This is a genomic window from Pseudoalteromonas spongiae UST010723-006 (assembly GCF_000238255.3).
Lineage (GTDB): Bacteria > Pseudomonadota > Gammaproteobacteria > Enterobacterales > Alteromonadaceae > Pseudoalteromonas > Pseudoalteromonas spongiae.
The window spans coordinates 755,822-779,557 of the sequence record NZ_CP011040.1 but is presented as its reverse complement, the minus strand read 5'-3'; the positions used below and the strand labels follow the sequence as shown (position 1 = coordinate 779,557).

Below are 23,736 nucleotides of genomic sequence, written 5' to 3'. Positions count from 1 at the left end.
TTAATTCATGTAAGGCAATTTAACAATTGAGTAATTACTCTAAAGGGCTAATATTCACATATTTAAGCACGTTATACAAACTTTAGTTTACACCGTTTACGTAAACGTCAACCTCTTTCGCAATCACGTGCGCATATTCCATATGACAATGATGCCCACCAGGGATCTCTATTACACCTAAATTTGTATAGAGTTGTCCATAATTTTCAATCGCTTGCGATATTATTTTAAATCCATTTAGCGCTTTTATTAGGAGCATTGGTACAGTTGTATCTGTACAAATTGCTTGGCATTGGCTTGGACTAAAGCGAAAGCCAGAGTGATGTTTGAGTTTTGGGTCAGTCAAAAGTTTAATGCCATCCTCTACTTGCTGTGTGTTTCTTTTCATAATGAGTGCAGCATTGTCGTAATCTAAATCACTTACTGCAAGTCGCGCATTAACAACTTGGTCAAAGCGTTTAAACACGCGCTTACTACTTGGTTTAGCACGGCTTTCAATGGCATTTCTTAATTGCGCTGTTACTTCACTTTCTGGTGTTGTAACACACGCTAGTCCCTCAATTGCAATAACGCATTTAACTTTATCAGGAAAACAGGCTGCAAATAGATTAGCAACCATAGCGCCCATTGAATGACCAACAATAATCACCTTTTCATTTGGAGCAATTTGCTGCAACACGCGATAAACATCATCTACATAATCAATAAAATAATAATGCGCTTGTTTATTGCGCCAGCTTGAACGTCCGTGTCCTGGGAAATCAATCGCATACCAATCATATTGAGGCATTTGATTAATAAGTGGTAAAAATGAATTACTATTATCTTGCCAACCATGCAGTGCGATAATTTTTGTATTGCTATTGTCTAATCGCTGACATGCGATTTTTAATTCATCAATTTCGTACGATGTTTCTGTTATTGTAACTTGCAATGTAATTTCACCGATAAAAATGTAATTTAGTGCATAAATACGTTATGTTTAGCGCAAAATAACACAGAAAAACAATACACATGAAAAAATCGTTAATTGCCTCAACAGTATTATTGGCAAGCAGCAGTTTAGCGTATGCAGAAGCACCGAAGAATATTATTTATATGATTGGTGATGGCATGGGACCCGCCTACACTACTGGTTATCGCTACTTTAAAGATGACAAAAGTACTAAATACGTAGAGCGTACTATCTTTGATGAGCTATTTGTCGGCCTTGCTAGCACAAGCCCTGATGACGATACAGTAGTTACTGACAGTGCTGCGGGTGCAACAGCGCTTTCAACGGCAACTAAAAGCTACAATGGCGCAATTGCAGTTGATACCGCAAAAAAACCATTAACTACGATGCTGCAAATCGCTAAATCTAAAGGCCTTACTACCGCGTTAGTTGCCACATCACAAATTAACCATGCTACGCCTGCAAGTTTCGCCGCACATAACGAAAGCCGTCGTAACTATGACGAAATCGCAAACGACTACGTTGATGTTAAAGTAGATGGAAAGCTAGCGGTAGATTTAATGCTTGGTGGTGGTACTAAATATTTTATTCGTGATGACCGAAATCTTGTTTCTGAATTCAAACAAGCGGGTTATCAATATGTCGATGATTTTGACAAACTAGAATCGATTAAGTCGCTACCAGCGCTTGGCTTGTTTTCTGATGTGGCATTTGCGTATGCAATTGACCAAAACCCTACACGACTTGCTGATATGGCAAAGAAAACCCTGTCGTTACTTGATAACAATAAGCGTGATGGTTTCTTTGTAATGCTTGAAGGCTCGCAAATTGATTGGTGTGGTCACGCTAACGATATTGCCTGCGCGATGGCTGAAATGGATGATTTTGCCAATGCAATTAAGCATGCAAAACAATACGTAGACCAAAATCCAGATACCTTACTTGTGGTTACCGCAGATCACAGTACCGGTGGGTTAACTCTTGGTGCCAACGGCCACTATTCTTGGCATACCGATGTAATAAAAGGCGTTAACGCGAGTATTACTAAAATTGCCAAAGCGCTGATGAAAAGTGATCACCTTTTAACTACTTGGTCAGACAAAACTGGCATTAAGTTAGATAAATCGCAATCAGAGCAGCTGGCTATGCTTACCGCCAGTGCTAAGAGCGAAAAAGATGATGAGCACAAAGAAAAAGAAGCATTGGTAAAACATGTACGACAACTAATTAGTGATGCGTCAAATACAGGTTGGACTACAGGCGGTCACACCGCGATTGATGTACCAATTTTAGCGTATGGTAAAGGTGCCGACGCCTTTAAAGGCCACTTAGACAATACCGAAATCGCAAATCAGTTAATTAACTACATTAAGCAAAGATAAACCCAAACAAAGACTGTGCCGATAGTTATCGACACAGTCTTTATACTTAACCTATTCTCGGCCCGGTAATTTTTTCCACGTTACCGTGTCTCGCACATAAACAGGCTGCGCATCTGCGGCAACCACCGTATTGCCAGCGACCAGTTCACGCTCTGCTAATTTCGTCATAAAACGTGCGTTTGGTAGCGTTATCTCATCTAAAATCGTTAAATTTGTTGCTTCAAAGTGCACTTTATACGTTTGACAACCGGTACCCACAACTACGGCATCGTATTCTGGTAGGGTTAATTCTTCTGGTTTTATGACCATTTCGTGTGACATAAACGCTGCGAGATTATTTTCATCACGCTTAAATTCTGCGTAATAAATTTCGCCCATACGCGCGTCTATCGTTGCGATTGCATAATCCGCCTCTGTCGTGTCAAATGCCTGTTGTGCCATCATTTGTAAGTTCGATATACCGATCACAGGTAAATTTGCGGCATATGCCAGCCCTTGCGTAACCGAAACACCAACGCGCACACCAGTAAAGCTGCCAGGACCGCGGCCAAACGCGATAGCATCCAGTGCTTTTAGATTCGTGTTTGCGCTATTTAAAATATTATCGACCAACGGCAACATTTTTTGGCTATGTTGTTGAGGGCACACCTCAAAGTGAGCGTTTTCTAAATCACAGCTAACGGCTACAGACAACGCTTCTGTAGCAGCATCTATAAGAAGTATATTTGACATAATCTATTTAATTTTTTCTAAAAATGCAGACGCTTTTGCGAGATCGCGAGTGCGCGCCATATTGGGTAAACTTGCTAAAAAGATTCTACCATATTCCCTAGTCACTAAGCGATTATCACAGATCACCAGCACGCCTTTATCTTTTCGGTCACGAATTAAGCGGCCAACGCCTTGTTTTAACGCAATGACAGCCCCAGGTAATTGCAGCGAATAGAACGGGTCGTTGCCCTGCCCGCTATGGGATTTCATCTTTGCCTGTAATAAGGGGTCATCGGGCGCTGCAAACGGCAATTTATCAATGATCACGCACGACAGTGCATCACCTCGTACATCAACCCCTTCCCAAAATGATGCTGTACCAAGCAACACAGAGTTACCATGCATCACAAATTTCTCTAACAAAATACGTTTTGACGCTTGCCCTTGAACTAAAAGCGGATATTCAACGCTGTGCGATAAGCCATCTGCCACTAAGTTAAGCATACGATAACTGGTAAACAAGATAAAACAACGCCCTTTTGCTGCTTTAATCATTTGTTTTGCAATGCTAACGATGGAAAAACCCATTTCCGATTTACTCGGCTCAGGTAGGTAACGCGGTATACACAATAACGCTTGGTTTTCGTAGTCAAACGGGCTGTCGTACACTTCCATAATCTTGGTGTTTAAGCCTAAATCTTTTGCGAAGTGGGTTAAATCACCATTTACCGCAAGGGTTGCCGAAGTAAAAACCCAGCTCGACGTTGCATTATCAACAAGTGCCCGAAATCGTTCTGATACATTGAGAGGCGTAATACTGAACGTTAAATGACGCTTAGTTGTTTCAAACCAAAAACTAAATCCCGGTTTTTGTGCGTCATACATGGTTTCTAACTGGCCTTTTAGGCTGGCTGTGCGTTCAAACAATTTTTCAATTTTGTCACTGCGTTCAAGACATAATTTAAGCACTTGATATAAAAAGCTAATATCGTTTATTACCCGTTCAATGGCTCGATACACATTGGCTTGTTTGACCATTTGTTGCCAGTCACCACGTTGGCTTTCACTTGGAAATTGCAAGCGTAAATCAAATACCGCAGTTTCAAGTTTATCTAATGTTTTGCCCAGCTGGATCATGTCGAAGAGCTCAGCGCGATACACTAAGCGAATATCGCGAACAAGCTCGATTACCATACGTGTGCTTACGCGCGAGGCAAAATAATCTGATGCAATGTTTGGTAACTGATGTGCTTCATCGAATATATAACAATTAACATTTGGAATAAGTTCGCCGAAGCCCGATTCTTTAACAACTGCATCTGCCAAAAATAGATGGTGATTAACCACCACTAAGTCTGATTCAATGGCTTTAACACGGGCTTTTCTGACAAAACAATCTTGAAATGATGGACATTCTTTACCAAGACAATTATCAGTTGTAGATGTGACATAAGGTAAAACTTTGGCATCTTCTTCTATCCCGCTGCAATCGGCCATATCTCCCGAACGCGTTTCGCCCGAAAATTTTGCCACCATGGCAAGTTGATGCATTACGTCGGGGTCGTCTACTGGTACATGGGCAACGTGCTGATTTAAACGTTCAGTACATAAATAGTTGGAACGCCCTTTTAACAGCGCAATTTTTTTGCCTTTTCCGAGAATCTTTTTCAACGCAGGTAAATCACGATGGAATAATTGCTCTTGCAGTGCTTTGGAGCCAGTCGACACCATCACTTTTTTATCTGATAGTAACGCAGGGACCAAATAAGCAAATGTTTTACCGGTCCCTGTTCCTGCTTCAACAATTGCCTGCTCATCTTTTGCAATCGCTAAAGCGACCGATTTGGCCATATCAATTTGTGGTTGCCTGGGTGCATACCCTTTTATCGCAAGGGCGAACGGGCCTGATTTACCAAACAAATCGTCGATACTAGTCATTTAAAGCACGTGTTTTAAAAATGGAGTGCAAGTGTAACGATTAAGCATACTGACAACAAGAAAAAGGCCGTTTTAAATAAGCAAGCTAACAAGCATTAATGACTTAAATCACAGCATTAGCGCTATGATTTATCAGTAAACTCGCTTCTTCATTTGTTAGTAACATTATCGTTGCATTGTTGAAATCGAAATCTTCTAATTCGATTTTATTGTGTTGTACCAATAACGATAGCATTGCAAGTTGGTTAGCTTGATAAACACAGGCACCAATAGGATATCGCTCGGAATATTTTAGCAACTCATGCTCTGTGCTGATCTTATTTTGTACCGCTAAGCTTTCTAAAATTTCGCGCGGAAAGTTCCAAAGTTTTGCGATATCAAGGGTCAAACGCTGACCATAATCCGTTACTAAACGTTTAATATTTTGGGCGTTTGGCTGAGTATCAGGGCAGACGCTTGAAAACGCATCAATCATCAATTGAAAAATAACCATACTGCCTAGATTCACGAGCAAACCGACTAAATAAGCTTGCTCTGCGTTAATTTTATATTTAGCGGCTAACTGTTGGCTTAAACGTCCTGTAGTCTGGCTATGCGACCATAGGTGCTTACCATAGTTTTTAAAATAGATTTGTGCTTTTGGTACCATTTGAGCCACGAAGCCGTTAATCACTCCTTCAGACAACCCTTTTTGCCCGAGTAACATAAATGCTGCTTTTATATCTGAGATCGGCTTATTCGCGCGGTTGTAAAATGCAGAATTCGCCAGTTCAATGACTTTGGCCGCAATAACAGGGTCATCGCTAATCAGATTGACAAGTATTTCAACATCAAATTCCGCCTGATTGAGCGTATTCATCACTTGGGTTAACGAACTCGGTACAAGTGGCAACGCTTTCAAGATATATTGCGGTTGGCGTAATAACTGTAGGATTTTACTTTCAATAAATTCATTTATCGGGTCGCACTGAGATGTGGTAATTGCGCTATTAAATAACAGTTCAAAAAAGCGGTCCTGATAATGAACTGAATTGTTTAATTCAAAGGTAAGATCAGGCACGTCAGCAGTATTTTGATTATATTGAATATCTTGGTTTTCAGGCACATCTTTTGTGTCTTCAAAGAAGTAATGATTCGCTTCAACTTCTTGCTTTAAAGTTGGAAAAACCTTTGATATTAATCGTCTAAACATACTACTGCGATTCACGTTAAATAATGCTTAATTGTAAACCGTAACGTCTCAAATACGAAACGACAAATGCATTTAAATTTGCTATCGCTTTATACCTACCACATACAGACTTTTAAGTTTACTTTTGTTCCTTTAAACACAATTCCCTCTTGTTCCAGCAGCGATTTTTGCTGATGAAATTTTTCGCTGTTTTCGGGGAAACTAATTTTACCTTGTGAATTAATCACTCTAAACCAAGGAATACGGCTGCCAGTTGGCAGTTTTTTCATCACGGTTCCCACTAAACGGGCATGCCCATTTAGTGAAGCCATTTCTGCTACTTTGCCATAGGTACAGACCTTTCCGCTTGGAATGGACCCGACCACCAGTAAAATTGCTTGTACTTTTTCTTCTTGCGTCATGTTAAAATCTAAAAATTAGTAAAGTTCTTGTAGCCCTTGCCAAATTGCACTGGCAACCGGTCCGTAAAAATTACGATTACTTCGAAAAGCACGTAATTCAGATTGAAATTGGTCTTCGTCGTCACGTAATCTTATTTGCACTAGATCGCCATTTTCCAGTTCAGTTTTACACACGTGTTTTGCAGCTAACCCCCAACCCACGCCCTGTAATAATAAAGAGCGCAATGTTGCCAACTCTTCCACCATCACCACTTGCGAGCCTTTTGCAAACGACAATTTTTCATCGTCAAAAGGCAATTCAGTGGGTTTTAAAGTTAAACATGGAATAGCATCAAGTTCATCACTTGCTAAAGTTGTTCGGCCTTCAGGTAAGATTTTGGGTGACGCCACTAAAATAACGTCGATCGGTTTTAGCAAAACGCTTTGGAAATCCCCTGACGCGTGAAAAATATCAAACCAAGGACCAATGCCAATATCAACCTCTCCTTTGGCGAGTTTTTCAACTGCTTGAAACCGCGAACCACCGACTATTTTGAACTGCGTACGCGGAAATTGTTTAATAATTTTACCAAAGAGTTGGCTTATACGCTGGTCTCCCGCCAATTGCTCATACGCAATACAGATACTCGGTTCATAACCAAGTGCTAATGTTGAACTAATTTTATCAAGCTCATCGCAGCCAGATAACACCCGCTTAGCTTGCTTATAAAAGCGCTCACCAGCTGGCGTTAATTTTAAACGATAACCACTGCGGTCAATTAAGGTAAAACCGATGTCCTGTTCTAACTTTTGCATCGCCATGGTCAGTGCAGGCTGGGTTTTATGACACTTTTCAGCTGCCTGTTTTAAACTTTGAGAACTAACAATAGCGTCTAAAATCTTCAATTGACTCAACTTCATTATTAAAACTTATATAGTTAGTAATTTTTTATAAATATTATTTTATATTGTGTTTCGTTATTCTGGCTATAGTTAATTAACTTTTTCTTTTTAGGATAATAAGATGCGCGCTTTTTTACTGTGTTTACCAGTAATGCTATTAACTGCCTGCAAAGATGCAGCGCCAGAAAAAACTGAATCTGTCACTTCTCGTCCTGTTAAACTTTTTACCGTACCTGATTCAGGAAGTCCGAACATCAGGCGTTTCCCTGCTAAAGTAGAGGCAAATCAAGGATCTTATTTATCGTTTAGAGTGAATGGCGAGCTAATAGAATTTCCTACACTCGCAGGCCAAGCAGTTAAAAAAGGCGATGTGCTTGCCAAGCTGGACCCAGAAGATTTTAAACTGCAGCTCGCTGACAGAGAAGCGCGTTACAAACTCGCGAAAAATCAACTCGAACGTACCGAAACCCTAAAACAAAAAGGCATCGCATCACAAGCGGAATTAGATCAAGCAAAGGCCAATATGCAAGTTGCGCTCTCTGCATTAGAAAAAGCGCAAACTGATTTAGAATACACGGTTTTACGAGCACCGTTTTCCGGCACCATTAGTAAAGTCTTTATTAAGAACTTTGAGAGTGTTGTCGCAAAGCAAAATATTATGCGTATCGAAACCCGTGATTTGATGGACGTAACCATTCAAATTCCGGAAAAATTGGTAGCGCGTGTCGATAAACAAACGAATTATAAGCCACAAGTGGTATTCGATAGCTTTCCAAATAAGGCGTATTCACTGTCACTTAAAGAATGGGATACCCAAGCGGATCCGTTAACGTTAAGTTATCGTGTGGTATTTACCTTGCCGCTACCGAGCGATTTTAATCTGCTCGCAGGCATGACGGGCAATGTACTAATTGATTTAAATAAAGTGTTCCGTTCAGATCAACAAAAATTCACTATTCCAACGACCGCAGTATTTAGTGATGCAAGTGAAGATTCGTTTGTTTGGCGTTTTAAAGACGGTGCAATTGAAAAAGTTAAAATCACCTTAGGTGAAATTCACAAAAGTGGTATTGAAGTCGAAAGCGGCCTACAACCGGGCGACAAAATCGTGAGTGCAGGCGTACATCAATTATCTGAACAAAGCTTAGTGCGTCCATGGACTAAAGAGCGAGGCTTATAATATGAGCATTGCTGAAACGTCAATTGAAAAACGCACCATAAGCTGGCTTTTTACACTAATTTTATTACTCGGCGGTGTGTTTTCTTATCAGCAACTTGGTCGTTTAGAAGACCCTGAATTCACCCTAAAGAAAGCCATGGTGATAACACGCTACCCAGGTGCATCGCCAGAGCAAGTTGAACAGGAAGTTACTTACCCCATTGAAAACGTTATTCAACAACTGCCCTATGTTGATTATGTTACGTCTATTTCCTCACCCGGTTTATCGCAAATTGCGGTTGAGATGAAAAGTACCTATCGCAAAGAAGAACTAAGGCAAATTTGGGATGAATTGCGCCGTAAAATAAATGATTTATCACCGCGCTTACCTTCGGGTGTTTATCCGCCAAGTGTAATGGATGATTTTGGCGACGTTTATGGTGTGCTTTACGCAATTAACGGCGATGATTACTCTTATGAAGAACTTGAAAATTACGTAGATTACCTACGCCGTGAATTAGTATTAGTAGACGGCGTTGGTAAAGTTACCGTAGCCGGCGAACAAAAACCGCAAGTGACCGTCGAAATTTCGAGTCATAAACTCGCGCAACTTGGTATTTCAGCCAACGTGATATATCAGTTATTGCAAAATCAGAATACCGTATCAAACGCGGGTAAAGTAACCGTAGAAGGCGAATCAATTCGTCTCCATCCTACTGGCGAATTTAAAGATGTGTCGGAACTTGAAGATCTGCTGATCTCAAAACCAGGCGCAAAAGAAATTATCTATTTAGGTGATGTTGCCACGGTAAAACGTGAATACCCTGAAATACCTAATAACCCGACCCATTATGCAGGTAAACAAACTCTGCTATTAGGCGTGTCGTTCGCATCAGGCGTTAACGTGGTTGATGTGGGCGAGCGTTTGTCTAACCACCTTGCATCACTTGAATATCAAAGACCGTATGGCATTGAAATTAATACACTTTACAACCAGCCTAAAGAAGTTGAGAAGTCAGTTGATGATTTCATTATGTCGCTGGCACAAGCGGTTGCAATTGTAATTGCAGTACTGTTGCTATTTATGGGGTTTCGCAGTGGCTTACTCATTGGTGCGGTACTACTTATTACCGTTTTTGGTACCTTTATCTTTATGTTGGTTCAAGAAATTGACCTGCAACGTATTTCTTTAGGTGCTTTGATCATTGCGTTAGGTATGCTCGTTGATAACGCCATTGTTATAACAGAAGGTATTTTGGTTGGCCTTAAAAAAGGTTACAGCAAAGTAAAAGCGGCTAACAGCATTGTTAATCAAACTAAATGGCCATTATTGGGCGCAACGATTATCGCCATCACGGCTTTTGCCCCAATAGGCCTTAGCTCTGACGCAACCGGTGAGTTTGCTGGAAGCCTATTTTATGTCTTGCTAATTTCACTTCTATTGAGCTGGGTAACAGCTATTACAATTACCCCGTTTTTAGCCAGTGTGCTATTTAAGCAAAGTGAAATTGAACATAACCCTGACAATGAACTTGATGCTGACGAACTTTATAAAGGGGCATTATTCGTTTTTTACGGAAAAGTTCTTAAAACCGTTTTAGCGTGGCCAAAAAGTACACTTACAATTATGTTCGTGTCGTTACTTGGTGCATTAGTCCTGTTCGGTAATGTTAAACAGTCATTTTTCCCACCGTCAAACACGCCGATGTTCTACTTAGACTACTGGCGTTATCAAGGGTCTGATATTAGAGCAACGGAGAAAGATATTTCTGCGTTAGAAGAGTACTTACTTGCCAAACCACAGGTTGTTGAAGTAACGAGTACAATTGGGCAAGGTGCTCCTCGCTTTATGCTGACCTACGCGCCAGAGAAAATTCACCCTGCGTTTGGTCAATTAATTATCAGAACGACGGATCTTGAGTCACTTAATGAATTGTTAGCTGATGTACGCAATTATGCCGATGAAAATTTACATAATGCGGTTATTAAACTAAAACGCATGGAGATTGGTCCATCAACCGATGCAAAGATTGAAGCGCGTTTTCAAGGTCACGACCCTAAAGTGCTACGCGATTTAGCTAACCAAGCCATCGACATATTAAATGCCGATGGCGCGGCGTATAACATTAAACATGATTGGCGCGAATTAACGAAAGTTATCCGTCCGCAGTTTAATGAACAAAAAGCCCGTCGATTAGGCATTAGTAAAGCCGATTTAGACAATGTGTTGTTAACGACACTGTCGGGACGTCAGGTTGGTTTATATCGTGATGGCACACGCATGTTGCCGATAATTGCGCGCTCACCTGCATCAGAGCGTCTTAACGTAGATTCGCTTTATGACTTACAAATTTTCAGCCCAACGCTCGGTGTTTATGTATCAATAGAACAAATCGTCGATGGCTTTAATACCGAATGGGAAAATAACTTAATTTTGCGTCGCGATCGTAAACGCACCATAACGGTTATGGCCGATCCAGATATTCTAGGTGATGAAACCGCGGCAAATTTATTAAAGCGTGTAAAACCACAAATTGAAGCGATAAAACTGCCGCAAGGTTACCAATTAGATTGGGGCGGCGAGTTTGAATCTGCATCTAAGGCACAAAAAGCCATTTTTGGCTCATTACCGCTTGGCTACCTAGTGATGTTTATTATCACGGTGCTACTATTTAACTCGATTAAAAAACCGTTAATTATTTGGGCTACTGTACCGCTTGCGGTAATTGGCGTTACCATTGGTTTGTTTACCATGAGCAGCCCATTTAGCTTTATGGCCTTACTTGGTTTGTTGAGCTTATCGGGTATGCTAATTAAAAATGGCATTGTGCTTATGGATCAAATTGAACTCGAGCTGAGTGAAAATAAACACCCATACACCGCCGTTTATCATTCTGCACTGAGTCGTTTGAGACCGGTGTCTATGGCGGCCATTACAACGATTCTGGGTATGATTCCGCTACTATTCGATGTGTTTTTTAAATCGATGGCAGTGACTATTATGTTCGGTTTAGGATTTGCAACCATTCTTACTTTGTTGGTAATTCCTGCGCTGTATACTTTAGTATTTAGCGTAAAACCAGAAAACAACAAAGCCTAGCTATAACTGTCCCACGCTACAGCCTCTTAGCGTGGGACATCCACTTTCCAACACATCACTTTAAATGTGAATACCACGATTTTTAAACATTAGTTTAACTCGTTATTGTTAAAGGTATACTGTGGATAAAAAAACGGTGTGCTCAATTATGCTTCGTGATCCCTATTCGGTGCTTGTGGTAATTCAAAATACTCAAAATCAATTTTTGGTGATGCAACGTGCAGATGACCCGTCCTTTTGGCAATCGGTTACTGGTGGCATTGAACAAAACGAAACCGCCCTTGCCTGTGCATATCGCGAAGTGCTTGAGGAAACTGGCATTAATTGCCATAAGCAAGACCTTACAATCAAAGACCTAAATATTACTAATCGCTATGAAATTCGAACTCAGTGGCGTAGTCGTTATAAGCCTAACAGTACTATAAACACTGAGTTTGTATTTCATTTGTTGGTACCAATTACACAACCTATCGTTTTGCATCCAAACGAACACTTAGCTTATAAATGGCTTAATTACCAAGACACCCTAGAAATTTTATGGTCCGATTCGAACAAACAGGCAATAACGTATTGTTATGAAAATACAATGTGTAAACTTATTTAGCCATTTTTACAAAAAATCACAGTTAAAAAACCGTTTTCGTTAGCAGCAAAATTGCGATAGTCAATTTATGTTTTAGACTTAGTTAGGACTTAATACTGATTAATTCATTCATGGATTAGCACTAAGGAAGGTTATGACTAGGTTACCGCTAACTTTACGCCAATACTTTGCAAACATTAACTTATCTAAAAAGTTAACTCTGTCGTTTTTAGTTGTTGCAGTCATCCCACTGCTAATTGTGTTTATTATTGCCTATTACAACTCTTCAATCGCTATTAAATCACAAGTTTATAACCAGTTATCAGCGATAAGCAGTATTAAAAAAAGTGGGCTCGAGCGCTACTTTAAACAAGTTGAGCTAAAGCTAGTAACTACCGCACTGAGCCCCACGACAAAGTCAGCCGCCATCGAATTTCAACGCGCATTTGCTGAGGTTAATACCAATAACAATGCAAAACCTGCGCTCAAAAACTATTACGATACAGTTTTTTTTGATGAATTTAAAAAAACAAACCCGAATGTTCAGCAGCTTAACATCAATTTTGATGCCTTAAGTACAACCGCGGTTGCGCTACAAACTCGTTACATTTTAGATAATGCTAATCCAATTGGTAGTAAACAGCAGCTGCTTACAAGCGGTATAGGTGATTCTTACGATAATGTGCACAGCCGTTATCATAACTATTTTACCAATCTAACTGAATATTATGAGTTTTATGACTTGTTTATTGTTGATAATCGCACCGGCAATATTATTTACTCTGTTTATAAAGAGTTAGATTTTGCGACATCGCTACTTGACGGCCCTTATGCCAATAGCAACATCGCCAGTGTTTTCAAAAAGTCACAGAGCATAAAAACAGGAAATAACGTTGCGTTTATTGATTATCAACCTTATTTTCCCTCATATAACAATCCAGCAAGTTTTATCGCAATGCCAATTGATCGCGATACTACCTTAATTTTTCAGCTTTCGATTGATGCACTAAATAACATTATGAGTAATCGTGATGGTCTAGGTGAAACCGGCGAAACCTACCTTGTTGGCCCTGATAAGTTAATGCGCTCAGACTCGTATCTTGACCCGGAAAATCACTCGGTAATTAATTCATTTAGAAACCCAGAAAAAGGCAGTGTAAATACCTATGCCATAGAACAATCATTACAAGGCGTGGCGGGGCAAAAAATTATTGATGACTACAACGGCAACCCCGTACTTTCAACTTATCAACCACTTGAGGTGTTCGATATTACCTGGAGCTTATTAGCCGAAATTGATGAAAGTGAAGCATTTGCCGCAGTTGATAGACTTGCACTTATTCTTACCTTAGTGCTGTTATTAGTGATTGCGGCTGTTGCATACACAGCACCTAAGTTTGCTGCATTTTTAGCAGCACCGATTAAACATTTATCTGAATTAATGAAAAGCGTTGAAAATACCGGTGATTTTTCGAAACGTACGACTGAAATGAATAACGATGAGATTGGCGATACGGCGGGTGCTTTCAACAACTTGCTTGCGAGTTTACAAGCATCAATTATGGACACCAATCGCGTTATGCAACAACTTGCTAAAGGTGATTTTGACGCTCGCATAACCACAGAATGTAAAGGCGAACTGGCATTACTTAAACAAGCAACCAACGATAGCGCAGAATCCATAAGCTTAGCGATGTCAGAGTTAAACTCAGTCGTAAACGCAATGTCTCAAGGTAAGTTTGATAAAACCATCAATTCACCTATGGCAGGCGATTTAAATACATTAAAAGACAATATTAATTCAACGTTATCGACGTTAGATTTAGCAATAAGTGACATAGTTAATGTCATGCAATCTATGGCTCAAGGCGACTTTGAACAACAAGTGACGGTTGACTGTAACGGTAAGTTAGATGAACTAAAACAAGGAATTAACCAAACTATTTCAAGCATTAACAACGCCATAAATACCATAGATTACACGATGGCAGAACTTAGTGATGGTAATCTTGACGCGCAGATTAGTGTGCCACTCAATGGCCAATTAGATCTGTTAAAACAAAAAATTAACCAAACCATTCTAAATATTTCTACTGTTATTAACGACATTTCATTTGTTATGGCAAACGTCAGTGAAGGTAATTTTAGCTCTCAGGTTGAAAGTGAAATGACAGGTCAGTTCGCGCGCCTTAAAGATGATGTCAATATCAGTATCAAATCGGTAAATCACGCCATCAACGATATTAGCGCGGTAATGAATGGTATTAGCCAAGGCGATTATCGCCAACAAATAGACGCTAATATGAAAGGACAGTTAGATGCGTTAAAAACCAATATTAATAGTTCAGTCGACAGTGTTAAAGAAGTTATCGCATCACTTAGCGATGTCGCCGAAGCGATGAAAAAAGGTGACTTTACGCAGTTTATTGAACTTGAGTTTAAAGGTGATTTAGCGCAGCTGAAAACAGATATCAATAGCTCTGTGACGGCAACAGCCACGGCCATTAACGAGGTTTCTACCAGTTTAGAGGCGTTAGCGAATGGTGATTTGAGCAAACAAATGCAAGGTAACTTCCATGGTATTTTTTCGCAACTACAGCAGAATATAAATCGCACAACAAAACAACTAATCGATGTAATAGGCAATATTCAAGCGTCTGCCGAAGAAGTAAAACAGTGTGCGAAAGAAATCTCGCTCAGTAATACGGAAATAAGCGAGCGCACGGAAGAACAAGCTGCAAGCCTAGAACAAGCAAGCGCCAGCACTAAAACATTACTCGAAGAAGTATACGGCGTCGTAGAACAATCAAAACGTGCGGTATCGCAAAGTAACATTGCCACAGAAAGTGCCAAACAAGGTAAATCACTGTCGCTTGAAACCCAGCAATCCATTGAAGAAGTTGAAAAGTCCAGTAAGAGTATTAATGAAATTGTTGAAGTAATTGACGGACTTGCCTTTCAAACTAACCTATTAGCACTAAATGCCGCGGTGGAAGCTGCGCGTGCTGGTGAAAATGGACGTGGTTTTGCCGTGGTTGCAAATGAAGTGCGTGAACTTGCGAGTCGCAGTGCCAAATCGGCAAAGCAAATTCGCGATATTATTTCTGACAGTAACGATAAAGTCCATTTAGGTAGTCAGTTATCGGTTGCATCTGGTGAGAAGCTATTACAAATTGTGGAGCGCGTTGAAGAAGTAAATCAAAGTATTCATAAAATCAGTGAAAGCTCAAACAATCAAAGCCATAGCTTAAAAGAAGTCGATGTGGTTGTGCAGCGATTAGCGACTATCGTCCAACAAAATTCAGCGGTAACAGAAGAAACCATGGCAGCCGCTAACTTAATGGCTGAGCGTGCGAACAATATGAATCACTTACTGGAATACTTTAAAACCAACAACCCCACTGAGCCGACACCAATGATTTCAGGAGAGCTGATCCCAGCTAGTAGACGCGCATAAACATTACGTGGCGTAATATTTTAGACCGAGTTTTTGCAATTAGCGCTTAAACTTGGTTTCTAGAATAACAGAAGATGTAGTGCGCTCTACGCCATCTAAATTACCGATTTCGTCGAGTGTATGACTCAGTTGCTCTAACGAGCTTTCTTCTACGACTGCTATTAAGTCGTACTCTCCGCTTATTGCATAGAGCTGCGAAATAGCGGTGAATCGCTTTAATTCGACATTGGTTTGTGTTGTTAATTTTTGTTTAACCTTAATGGATACATGGGCGCTCACTCTATTTTTTAAATAATCTTCACCAAGCTTTACGCTGTAACCAGTTATGACACCAGTAGACTCCAGTCGGGCAAGTCTGTTTTGTATGGTTGAGCGGCTTAAAGATAGCTTTCTAGCTAAGTCTGAAACGCTCAAACGCGCGTTTTCTTTTAGCGCATTAATTAAACTTTTATCTGTATCACTAATCATATTAACTAAAAATATAAACAATTTGATAAATAATATCGTTAATATGGTTATTTTTACACTACAAAATGGCTTTAATTGATTCAATAATTGAAATAATTAAATTTTAAGTAATTAGACAACAAGATTGAGGAAAGAATAATGGCTGTAAATCGTGCTTTATTTGATGATGTAATGGTACCTAACTATGCTCCTTCAGCGGTAATTCCAGTTAAAGGTGAAGGTTCACGTGTATGGGACCAAAACGATAAAGAGTTTATCGATTTTGCAGGCGGCATCGCGGTAAACTGTTTAGGCCATTGTCACCCAGCTTTAGTAAATGCGCTAAAAGAACAATCAGAAAAAATTTGGCATTTATCTAACGTATGGACAAACGAACCAGCACTTCGTCTTGCTAAAAAGTTAGTTGATGCAACGTTTGCTGACAAAGTTTACTTTGCAAACTCAGGTGCTGAATCAAACGAAGCGGCGCTTAAACTTGCACGTCGTTTTGCCCTTGATAACTTCGGTGCAGAAAAATCAAAAATTATCGCATTTAACAAAGGCTTCCACGGCAGAACATTCTTTACCGTAACGGTAGGCGGCCAAGCGGCCTACTCTGACGGTTTTGGTCCTAAGCCTGGTGATATTGTTCACTGTGATTACAACGACTTAGATGCATTTGCAAAACTTATCGATGACAACACATGTGCTGTAATGCTTGAACCACTGCAAGGTGAAGGCGGTATTATTTCACCAACACCTGAATTTATCCAAGGTGTTCGCGAGTTATGCGATAAACACAATGCACTACTTATTTTTGATGAAGTGCAAACAGGTGTTGGCCGTACAGGCACACTTTATGCGTATGAAGGTTTAGGTGTAACTCCAGATATCCTTACGACAGCGAAAGCATTAGGTGGCGGTTTCCCAATTGGTGCGATGATCACCACGACTGAAATCGCTAAGCACCTTAAAATTGGTACTCATGGCTCAACATATGGCGGTAACCCTCTAGCGTGTGCAGTTGCAGAAGCTGCGTTCGATACTGTTAACCAAGCAGATGTGCTTGACGGTGTTAGCCAAAAAGAAGCGCTTTTCCGTGAAGGGTTAGATGCTATTAATGCTAAATATAATGTATTTAGTGAAGTACGTGGTAAAGGTTTATTAATCGGTGCAGTTCTTAACGATAGTTACAAAGGTCGTGCTCGCGATTTCCTAGTAGCGTCTGCAGATAACGGCCTAATGGCCCTTGTAGCAGGTGCAGACGTAGTTCGTTTCACACCTTCATTAGTTATTCCAAATGAAGATATTGCTGAAGGTCTAGCACGTTTTGAAAAAGCCGTAGCGGCGGTTGTTAACGGTTAATAACCAAGCTGGCTATGTTAGTACTTAGACCAATTACAAAAGATGACTTTGCTGCTTTGAAAGAAGTAGCAAAAGCGTCTGGCCACGGCTTTACATCACTCCCTGTTTGCGATGATTTACTCGAAAGTAAAATTAATCGCGCAGTGGAGAGTTTTGAAAAAGACGTAAGCGTTCCACGCGATGAAGGCTACTTATTCGTATTAGAAGACACCAATACAGGTGAAATTGTGGGCACTACGGCAATCGAAGCTGCTGTTGGACTTGATGTACCGCTCTACCATTATCATATGGGCAAGACAGTTCATCACTCAAGTACACTTGGTGTTTACAACACAGTTGACATTCTCACCATGTGTAACGATTACACAGGTGCCACTGAAATCTGTACCTTGTTCTTGAAAGAATCACACCGCAGTGGTTTAGCTGGTCGTTTTCTATCACGTATTCGCTTTTTATTTATGGCCCAGCATCAAGCACGTTTTTCAAACCGTGTAATCGCAGAAATGCGTGGTGTTTCTGATAAAAATGGCCATTCACCATTTTGGCAATGGTTACAAGAACACTTCTTTTCAATTGACTTCCCAACTGCTGATCATTTAATTGGCACGGGCAATAAGGTATTTATCTCCGAACTGATGCCTAAATACCCTATTTACGCCAATTTGCTCAGCAAAGACGCTCAAGCCGTCATCGGTAATGTTCATGATAAAACAAAACCTGCGTTAAGATTGCTAGAAAAAGAAGGCTTTGAATTTCGCGGTTATGTTGATTTATTTGATGCAGGGCCAACGGTTGAAGCGCAAATGGATAACATTAAAAGCGTACGAGAAAGCCGTTTGCTTACGGTGAAAATTGGTAAAGGCCAAAGTGTTGATACCTATGCGATTGCAAACCTTGAAGTAAATGCATTTAAAGCCGTATTTAGCTGTGATATTTCGATTGATGATAATGATGATACGGCAATCATCGACAGCGAATTAGCATCAGCGCTTAACGTTGGGTGTGGCGATTCAATACGAATTTTAAAATTAAGTTAGGTCGTGCTTAAACCTACTTTAATACACAATTACAGTGTTCAGGTCGCCCTGTTCACTAATACAAAGGTAACATTATGCACAACAATGTAGATACATTATTTGAAAACTTATGGCAAAGCTATTTAGACGTAACGCCATCAGCAGTTAAAGTTCACAAGTTATTAGGTGATACGCAGCAAACAGACGTGATTAATGACCACATTGCATTACGTACATTTAATATCGAAAAAGTGGGCCTTGAAAAACTTGCACAACACTTTTTAGCTGTCGGCTACACAGAGTGTGGCGAGTATCATTTTGAAGCTAAAAAACTGTATGCAAAGCATTTTGAGCACAGCGATCCGACTAAACCAAAAGTGTTTATTTCTGAATTACTTGTTGAAAAGTTTTCGCCTGAGCTACAAAAAACAATTCACGCATTAGTTGAGCAAATCGACGAAGACGCAATTACTGCTGATAATTTCTTATACTCAGGTGCGCATTGGCAAATTGACTCAGCGACCTATGCAACACTATTAGAAGAATCTGAATACGCTGCATGGACTGCTGCTTGGGGTTACCGTGCAAATCACTTTACGGTTAGCATTAATCACCTCGCTAACTTTGAAACAATTGAAGCTGTAAACACAGCACTTAAAGATGCCGGTTTTGAACTAAACAGTTCAGGTGGCGAGATCAAAGGTTCACCAGAAGTACTGCTAGAGCAGTCTTCAACGCTTGCTGACAAAGCAGACGTAACATTTAGCGACGGTGTTAAAGCGATCCCTAGCTGTTTTTACGAATTTGCCCTACGCTACGCAAAACCAGATGGCGATATTTACACCGGTTTTGTTGCAGCATCGGCAGACAAAATTTTTGAAAGTACCAACGCACGCTAATTGGTAGATAATAAAAAACGAGCCAATGGCTCGTTTTTTATTATTCGCTCACTATACTTAATAAACCGTGTTGTAACTGCCGCTATTATTTAGAAAGCGTGTTTATCAAGAGCCTAAATACCAATTGATGAAATATATTTTACTGCTTTTATTTATCTTACCTTTGCAACTAACCGCAAGACAAAACCAAGTTGAGGTATATACCTATCATAATATGCCGCCTTACGTTATCGACTTGGAACAAAAATCAGGATTATATTTTGAGTTCGTCGATTTACTCAACCAAATGAATTCTGGCTATCAGTTTAAATTGGTGTACATGCCGCGAAAACGCATCGACCATCGTTTGAAACAAAACAAACTAAACGGTGTAGTCATTGGTGTTAATCCCAAGTGGTTTAGAGATCCGACTCAATCACGCTATCATTGGACGCCGAAAATGATGTCCGATCAAGATATATTTGTGAGCTTAAGTAAGCACCCTGTGATTGTGAACGAATTATCAGATCTTGAAAGCAAACGGGTTGGTGGCATTCACGGCTTTAAATACGTAGGTGTTGATTCGTTAGCAAATCAGCAAAAATTAACCCGCGTAAATACACAAAGCGAAACGCAATTATTTGATATGTTGAAAAAAGAGCGTATCGATACTGCGATATTGAGCTATTACACCTTTCTTTATTTAAGTAAACAAGACCACAACGACTTCTACATTGCAGAAAAACATCACGATACATTTACTCGCCATATCATGTTGCCTAAAAGCCAAAATAACCGCTTATATTTAACGTTAAATTCAATTTTAATCTGTGAAGACTTTACGAAACACTGGAAACAACGCCTACTAAATTATACTATGCCTGTTCATTAGTATTTTATTTCTCTCACATGTCACATAAATATTGTCTGCTAGCTTCATTTATGACAGCGCTTGTCAGCGGGTGTTTTATTCTTTTAGATGTTGATTTTCTTCAACATTCTAATGAGATTTTTTGGCATGTTCCCTATCGCTCCTTTGTCATCATGCTATGCCTAGTTGCCGTCGCCTGCTCTGCAAAATTAATCGCACATTCAACATTTTTTCAACAGAGCATTGCTAATATTGGACTATACGCCGCATTAAGTTGGTTTCCAGTATCGTTAATTTCTTCTGGTAACGTGCGCAATATATTCAGCGCAAGTAGTTTAGTCAGTTATGATGTATGGCTTATGTTCAGTTTACTGCCGCTCGCGAGCGCAATCTTAATTAGCGTGATGGTTGTATACCATAAAATTTTTAGTCCCTAAGTTGTTGGTATTGTTACCGAGTACGTAACAATATTATTATCTGAATGTGCCACTTGGTGAGTCTCTAAGTTATTTGTTTTTAATCGATAACTAAAAAAGCAATGACTTGTATTGATTGCACCTAGCCCACCCAAAGACTTTAACCAAGGCTTTGCATACCAAGTGCCATAAAGTCCCATTGTATAAGCACATGAGCGTAAGTTCGTTAAATTTGGAAAATACTTAGACCACACCGTTGTATACAGCTCGGTAACAACCAAAGAATAAGGCGACGTATTATCACCATTATTTAATCGCGCCTCTAATGTATTCAACATTAAATTGCGACGTCGCCAATTAACCTCTGTTGTCGGTCTCGGTGGGTGCATTGCAAATATATCGAGAGTTTGCTTGTTAAATACTATGCCAAGAGACACCAAATCCCCTCTTTCATCTAAAAAGGAGGTTTTTTGCTTTTTACTGATTGCATACTTACTGATAATGGCAATATTACTTGGCAGACTTTCTTTTTTGCGAATACCGTAATTAAAGCGCCCTTCACTTAATGCTTTTAATTGATTGATATGCAATTCATTGACATTGAAAAGAATTATTAACCCGGCATTTTGTTGTGTTATTTCTTGATAAATCGGTGAAAGCGCCAAGTCGAGCGAATCATCAAACGTGTATTGCAACACTTTTATCGCATCGCCCTCACGTTGGTTAACTAACTCTTCTGTTTTGCTAATAAACAATGTGCTGTTTAGATAGGCATTAAAATTTGCAGCAATCAGTAATCCACTAACAAGTAGAAAAATTACCATCACGGTGCGATTCCAAAAGCCCAACAGTAGACTTAGTGCGATTGATAGCATCGCAAACTGGGTTTGTAGACTGGCTATCAAATCAATTTGATATATCGATTTGATGATTTCAAAGCGTGGCGTTAATTGCCCTAAAAAAACAACAAACAAAGCTAATAAAATCAGTGTACGCACAGTTATTCTCAGTTTTTAACCTAGTGTTAAAAGCGTAGTCTAATGTAATCATTTATGCTTAATTTTTGTTGATATGTTATGAAGATAGCTGCTTGGTTACAGTGCAATAAATCGCATGCGAGATAGATAAATCTTACACATAAATGCGTTATTAAAGGTATTCCAGTGCAAAAATAGGTGGCTCGCACCCATTGTTTATTTGCGTTTTAAACTTAACGTGCCTGAAAGGCGCTTAGCTGGTTTTCTAGATTGCTCTTGACGCTTGCGTTTATCGCGCGGTTTTTCGCTGGCTTTTGAGGTTTCATTTAGCACAGGTTTAAACGTTTTCTTCGCTTTTTTATTGTGGTCCGTTGAACGTTCTTGCGTTTTACTTGAATCGGCAATTGATGCATTAATTTGCGCCATTTCACTGTCGCTTAAAAAGCGCCAACGTCCCACCGCTAAATCATTTAACGATACATTCATAATACGAACACGTTTTAGCTTAATTACTTCAAATCCTAAGTACTCGCACATACGACGGATCTGTCGGTTAAGCCCTTGTGTTAAAATAATATTAAAGCGTTTCTTGCCAAGTTGTTTAACTTTACACGGTTTTGTAATGGTATCGAGAATAGGAATACCTGACGCCATCTTTTCAACAAAACGCTGGTCGATTTCCTTATCGACTGTGACAATATACTCTTTCTCGTGATTATTGCCTGCGCGCAATATTTTGTTGACGATATCGCCTTCGTTGGTCAAAAAGATTAGCCCTTCTGACGGTCTATCTAGGCGGCCAATTGGGAAAATTCGATCTTTGTAATTGATTGCAGAGACAATATTACTTTTAATTTTCTTTTCGGTTGTGCAGGTAACACCCACAGGCTTGTTGTATGCAATATAAACGCGTTTCGGTTTTGCCTTTAATGACTTACCGTTAACCGTAATGTTATCAGCATCAGATACTTTTAAGCCCATTTCAGCAACTGTTCCGTTAACCGTAACTTTACCTTCTGCGATTAACGTATCTGCTTCTCGACGTGAACAAATACCAGTTTCACTGATATATTTGTTTAAGCGTTTTAATTCACTCATATCTAAACAACTAAATAATCTATGGCGCTATTGTAATTCAGCCACATTTAAAACGCTTGCGTTTTCTCAGGTAAATGCACATGTTAGAATAGCGTTTTTGTTTTAGCACTTTGATTTTATGTTCTTAAAACCCAACTGGCGTATTCTTACCATTGGCGATGGCGACCTCACCTTTTCGTATTCGTTACTTGCTCATCATCAAATAACACATTTATCAGCGTCAGTATTAGATGCGAAAGCAACCATTATGGATAAATACAGTAAAAATGGCATTAACGGATTAAATCGATTAAATGCGAATGTACATTATGAACTTGATATAACAAACGCTAAAACCTGGCCAAATACCCTTTGCGGTGCGTTTGACTTAGTGATTTTTCAATTTCCGCTTGTTCCTGCAGTTAAGTCAAAAGATGCGTTTGATCAGGCCCCAAATCAAAATATTGTAAATCGTAACTTGCTACGTAATTATTTACTTGCATGTTTTGACTACTTTTTAGATAAAAACGGTGCACGTCTCAGTTACATCACTTCAAAAGAAGTTAAACCTTATAGCCATTGGCAGATAGAAACTGATCTTGTTACCGACACATCAATCGCTTACTTGGGTAAACAAGCGTTTAACTATTCACTTTTTCCTGACTATCAAATTCGTAATGTTGATCGTGATAAACAGGTTAAAGACACTAAAGGCTTTATTTATTGCTACTCCGATGTAACACAACCAGAATCGGTGATAAATCAATTTACCCCTTTTACTTTTAATAAAACCGGTTATTGCCCGCTATGTCGTGTCGGCCCGTTTACATCTGAGGAAAACAAGCAACGCCATTTGCTGTCGAAAAAACACATTAAACTAGCCGCATATCAACAGCAGTGGTTTGACTTCTTAGCACAGCAATAATCGC

Annotated in this window: 19 protein-coding genes; 10 read left to right on the top strand and 9 right to left on the bottom strand. The window is 39.7% G+C overall.

Translation table 11 applies throughout. The features are described from left to right. Window positions 1-82: 82 nt before the first annotated feature. Window positions 83-934 carry an alpha/beta fold hydrolase gene (locus PSPO_RS17705; RefSeq protein ID WP_010559211.1) on the bottom strand — a complete coding sequence of 284 codons (852 nt, stop codon included), beginning with the start codon at window positions 932-934 and terminating at the stop codon, window positions 83-85. Window positions 935-1,014: 80 nt separating this feature from the next. Between PSPO_RS17705 and PSPO_RS17700 the strand changes: the two genes are divergently transcribed. Next, window positions 1,015-2,337 (top strand): alkaline phosphatase, encoded by a 1,323-nt coding sequence (locus PSPO_RS17700; protein WP_010559212.1) that lies wholly within the window; start codon window positions 1,015-1,017, stop codon window positions 2,335-2,337. Window positions 2,338-2,388: 51 nt separating this feature from the next. On the opposite strand, the gene tsaB is transcribed toward PSPO_RS17700, so the two are convergent. The 5 genes from tsaB to PSPO_RS17675 all read right to left on the bottom strand — a co-directional run bounded on the left by tsaB (window position 2,389) and on the right by PSPO_RS17675 (window position 7,479). Beyond that, complete coding sequence (gene tsaB / locus PSPO_RS17695) at window positions 2,389-3,069, bottom strand: tRNA (adenosine(37)-N6)-threonylcarbamoyltransferase complex dimerization subunit type 1 TsaB (protein ID WP_010559213.1); 681 nt, start codon at window positions 3,067-3,069, stop codon at window positions 2,389-2,391. 3 nt (window positions 3,070-3,072) lie between these two features. Further along, the gene (locus PSPO_RS17690; protein ID WP_010559214.1) at window positions 3,073-4,986 is read right to left on the bottom strand and encodes a DNA repair helicase YoaA; all 1,914 of its coding nucleotides are present in this window, start codon (window positions 4,984-4,986) and stop codon (window positions 3,073-3,075) included. A gap of 103 nt (window positions 4,987-5,089) precedes the next feature. Beyond that, on the bottom strand, window positions 5,090-6,178 hold the full coding sequence (locus PSPO_RS17685; protein ID WP_040642555.1) for an HDOD domain-containing protein: 1,089 nt from the start codon (window positions 6,176-6,178) through the stop codon (window positions 5,090-5,092). 95 nt (window positions 6,179-6,273) lie between these two features. Continuing rightward, window positions 6,274-6,579: an MGMT family protein gene (locus PSPO_RS17680; protein WP_010559216.1), complete on the bottom strand. Its 306-nt coding sequence runs from the start codon at window positions 6,577-6,579 to the stop codon at window positions 6,274-6,276. Window positions 6,580-6,594: 15 nt separating this feature from the next. Continuing rightward, window positions 6,595-7,479, bottom strand: a complete 885-nt coding sequence (locus PSPO_RS17675) for a LysR family transcriptional regulator (protein WP_010559217.1) — start codon at window positions 7,477-7,479, stop codon at window positions 6,595-6,597. Between the two features lie 103 nt (window positions 7,480-7,582). On the opposite strand from PSPO_RS17675, the gene PSPO_RS17670 reads away from it, so the two are divergent. The 4 genes from PSPO_RS17670 (at window position 7,583) to PSPO_RS17655 (ending at window position 15,760) form a co-directional block, all read left to right on the top strand. Further along, window positions 7,583-8,641 (top strand): efflux RND transporter periplasmic adaptor subunit, encoded by a 1,059-nt coding sequence (locus PSPO_RS17670; RefSeq protein WP_010559218.1) that lies wholly within the window; start codon window positions 7,583-7,585, stop codon window positions 8,639-8,641. A gap of 1 nt (window position 8,642) precedes the next feature. Beyond that, window positions 8,643-11,720 (top strand): efflux RND transporter permease subunit, encoded by a 3,078-nt coding sequence (locus tag PSPO_RS17665; RefSeq protein WP_010559219.1) that lies wholly within the window; start codon window positions 8,643-8,645, stop codon window positions 11,718-11,720. A gap of 121 nt (window positions 11,721-11,841) precedes the next feature. Continuing rightward, window positions 11,842-12,324, top strand: coding sequence for a dihydroneopterin triphosphate diphosphatase (gene nudB, locus PSPO_RS17660; RefSeq protein ID WP_010559220.1), 483 nt, complete (start codon window positions 11,842-11,844; stop codon window positions 12,322-12,324). Between the two features lie 133 nt (window positions 12,325-12,457). Next, window positions 12,458-15,760, top strand: coding sequence for a methyl-accepting chemotaxis protein (locus tag PSPO_RS17655; protein WP_010559221.1), 3,303 nt, complete (start codon window positions 12,458-12,460; stop codon window positions 15,758-15,760). Window positions 15,761-15,799: 39 nt separating this feature from the next. Here the strand turns inward: PSPO_RS17655 and PSPO_RS17650 are convergent, their stop codons facing one another. Beyond that, the gene (locus tag PSPO_RS17650; protein ID WP_010559222.1) at window positions 15,800-16,228 is read right to left on the bottom strand and encodes an Lrp/AsnC family transcriptional regulator; all 429 of its coding nucleotides are present in this window, start codon (window positions 16,226-16,228) and stop codon (window positions 15,800-15,802) included. A gap of 138 nt (window positions 16,229-16,366) precedes the next feature. Here PSPO_RS17650 and PSPO_RS17645 point away from each other — a divergent pair, with 138 nt between their 5' ends. The 4 genes from PSPO_RS17645 (at window position 16,367) to PSPO_RS17630 (ending at window position 20,358) form a co-directional block, all read left to right on the top strand. Further along, window positions 16,367-17,572, top strand: a complete 1,206-nt coding sequence (locus PSPO_RS17645) for an aspartate aminotransferase family protein (RefSeq protein WP_010559223.1) — start codon at window positions 16,367-16,369, stop codon at window positions 17,570-17,572. A 14-nt stretch (window positions 17,573-17,586) separates the two neighbouring features. Beyond that, entirely contained in the window at window positions 17,587-18,609 is a 1,023-nt protein-coding gene (astA, locus tag PSPO_RS17640) for an arginine N-succinyltransferase (protein ID WP_010559224.1), read from the top strand. A 74-nt stretch (window positions 18,610-18,683) separates the two neighbouring features. Continuing rightward, complete coding sequence (locus PSPO_RS17635; protein WP_010559225.1) at window positions 18,684-19,487, top strand: DUF1338 domain-containing protein; 804 nt, start codon at window positions 18,684-18,686, stop codon at window positions 19,485-19,487. Window positions 19,488-19,614: 127 nt separating this feature from the next. Beyond that, window positions 19,615-20,358: a type 2 periplasmic-binding domain-containing protein gene (locus tag PSPO_RS17630; RefSeq protein WP_010559226.1), complete on the top strand. Its 744-nt coding sequence runs from the start codon at window positions 19,615-19,617 to the stop codon at window positions 20,356-20,358. A gap of 412 nt (window positions 20,359-20,770) precedes the next feature. Here PSPO_RS17630 and PSPO_RS17620 read toward each other — a convergent pair whose 3' ends face one another. Further along, window positions 20,771-21,751 (bottom strand): hypothetical protein, encoded by a 981-nt coding sequence (locus tag PSPO_RS17620; RefSeq protein WP_010559228.1) that lies wholly within the window; start codon window positions 21,749-21,751, stop codon window positions 20,771-20,773. Between the two features lie 195 nt (window positions 21,752-21,946). Next, window positions 21,947-22,828 (bottom strand): 23S rRNA pseudouridine(2604) synthase RluF, encoded by an 882-nt coding sequence (gene rluF, locus PSPO_RS17615; RefSeq protein WP_010559229.1) that lies wholly within the window; start codon window positions 22,826-22,828, stop codon window positions 21,947-21,949. Between the two features lie 118 nt (window positions 22,829-22,946). Here rluF and PSPO_RS17610 point away from each other — a divergent pair, with 118 nt between their 5' ends. Then, window positions 22,947-23,732 (top strand): Rossmann-like fold-containing protein, encoded by a 786-nt coding sequence (locus PSPO_RS17610; RefSeq protein WP_010559230.1) that lies wholly within the window; start codon window positions 22,947-22,949, stop codon window positions 23,730-23,732. The last annotated feature ends 4 nt before the right edge of the window (window positions 23,733-23,736 follow it).

What these genes read in the sequence shown, in the direction of transcription:
- PSPO_RS17685 (WP_040642555.1), bottom strand. Translation starts at nt 6,178, where the DNA reads ATGTTTAGACGATTAATATCAAAGGTTTTTCCAACTTTAAAGCAAGAA.
- PSPO_RS17635 (WP_010559225.1), top strand. Translation starts at nt 18,684, where the DNA reads ATGCACAACAATGTAGATACATTATTTGAAAACTTATGGCAAAGCTAT.
- PSPO_RS17630 (WP_010559226.1), top strand. Translation starts at nt 19,615, where the DNA reads ATGAAATATATTTTACTGCTTTTATTTATCTTACCTTTGCAACTAACC.
- PSPO_RS17650 (WP_010559222.1), bottom strand. Translation starts at nt 16,228, where the DNA reads ATGATTAGTGATACAGATAAAAGTTTAATTAATGCGCTAAAAGAAAAC.
- PSPO_RS17700 (WP_010559212.1), top strand. Translation starts at nt 1,015, where the DNA reads ATGAAAAAATCGTTAATTGCCTCAACAGTATTATTGGCAAGCAGCAGT.
- PSPO_RS17610 (WP_010559230.1), top strand. Translation starts at nt 22,947, where the DNA reads ATGTTCTTAAAACCCAACTGGCGTATTCTTACCATTGGCGATGGCGAC.
- PSPO_RS17665 (WP_010559219.1), top strand. Translation starts at nt 8,643, where the DNA reads ATGAGCATTGCTGAAACGTCAATTGAAAAACGCACCATAAGCTGGCTT.
- rluF (WP_010559229.1), bottom strand. Translation starts at nt 22,828, where the DNA reads ATGAGTGAATTAAAACGCTTAAACAAATATATCAGTGAAACTGGTATT.
- astA (WP_010559224.1), top strand. Translation starts at nt 17,587, where the DNA reads ATGTTAGTACTTAGACCAATTACAAAAGATGACTTTGCTGCTTTGAAA.
- PSPO_RS17670 (WP_010559218.1), top strand. Translation starts at nt 7,583, where the DNA reads ATGCGCGCTTTTTTACTGTGTTTACCAGTAATGCTATTAACTGCCTGC.
- tsaB (WP_010559213.1), bottom strand. Translation starts at nt 3,069, where the DNA reads ATGTCAAATATACTTCTTATAGATGCTGCTACAGAAGCGTTGTCTGTA.
- PSPO_RS17690 (WP_010559214.1), bottom strand. Translation starts at nt 4,986, where the DNA reads ATGACTAGTATCGACGATTTGTTTGGTAAATCAGGCCCGTTCGCCCTT.
- PSPO_RS17680 (WP_010559216.1), bottom strand. Translation starts at nt 6,579, where the DNA reads ATGACGCAAGAAGAAAAAGTACAAGCAATTTTACTGGTGGTCGGGTCC.
- PSPO_RS17675 (WP_010559217.1), bottom strand. Translation starts at nt 7,479, where the DNA reads ATGAAGTTGAGTCAATTGAAGATTTTAGACGCTATTGTTAGTTCTCAA.
- PSPO_RS17645 (WP_010559223.1), top strand. Translation starts at nt 16,367, where the DNA reads ATGGCTGTAAATCGTGCTTTATTTGATGATGTAATGGTACCTAACTAT.
- PSPO_RS17655 (WP_010559221.1), top strand. Translation starts at nt 12,458, where the DNA reads ATGACTAGGTTACCGCTAACTTTACGCCAATACTTTGCAAACATTAAC.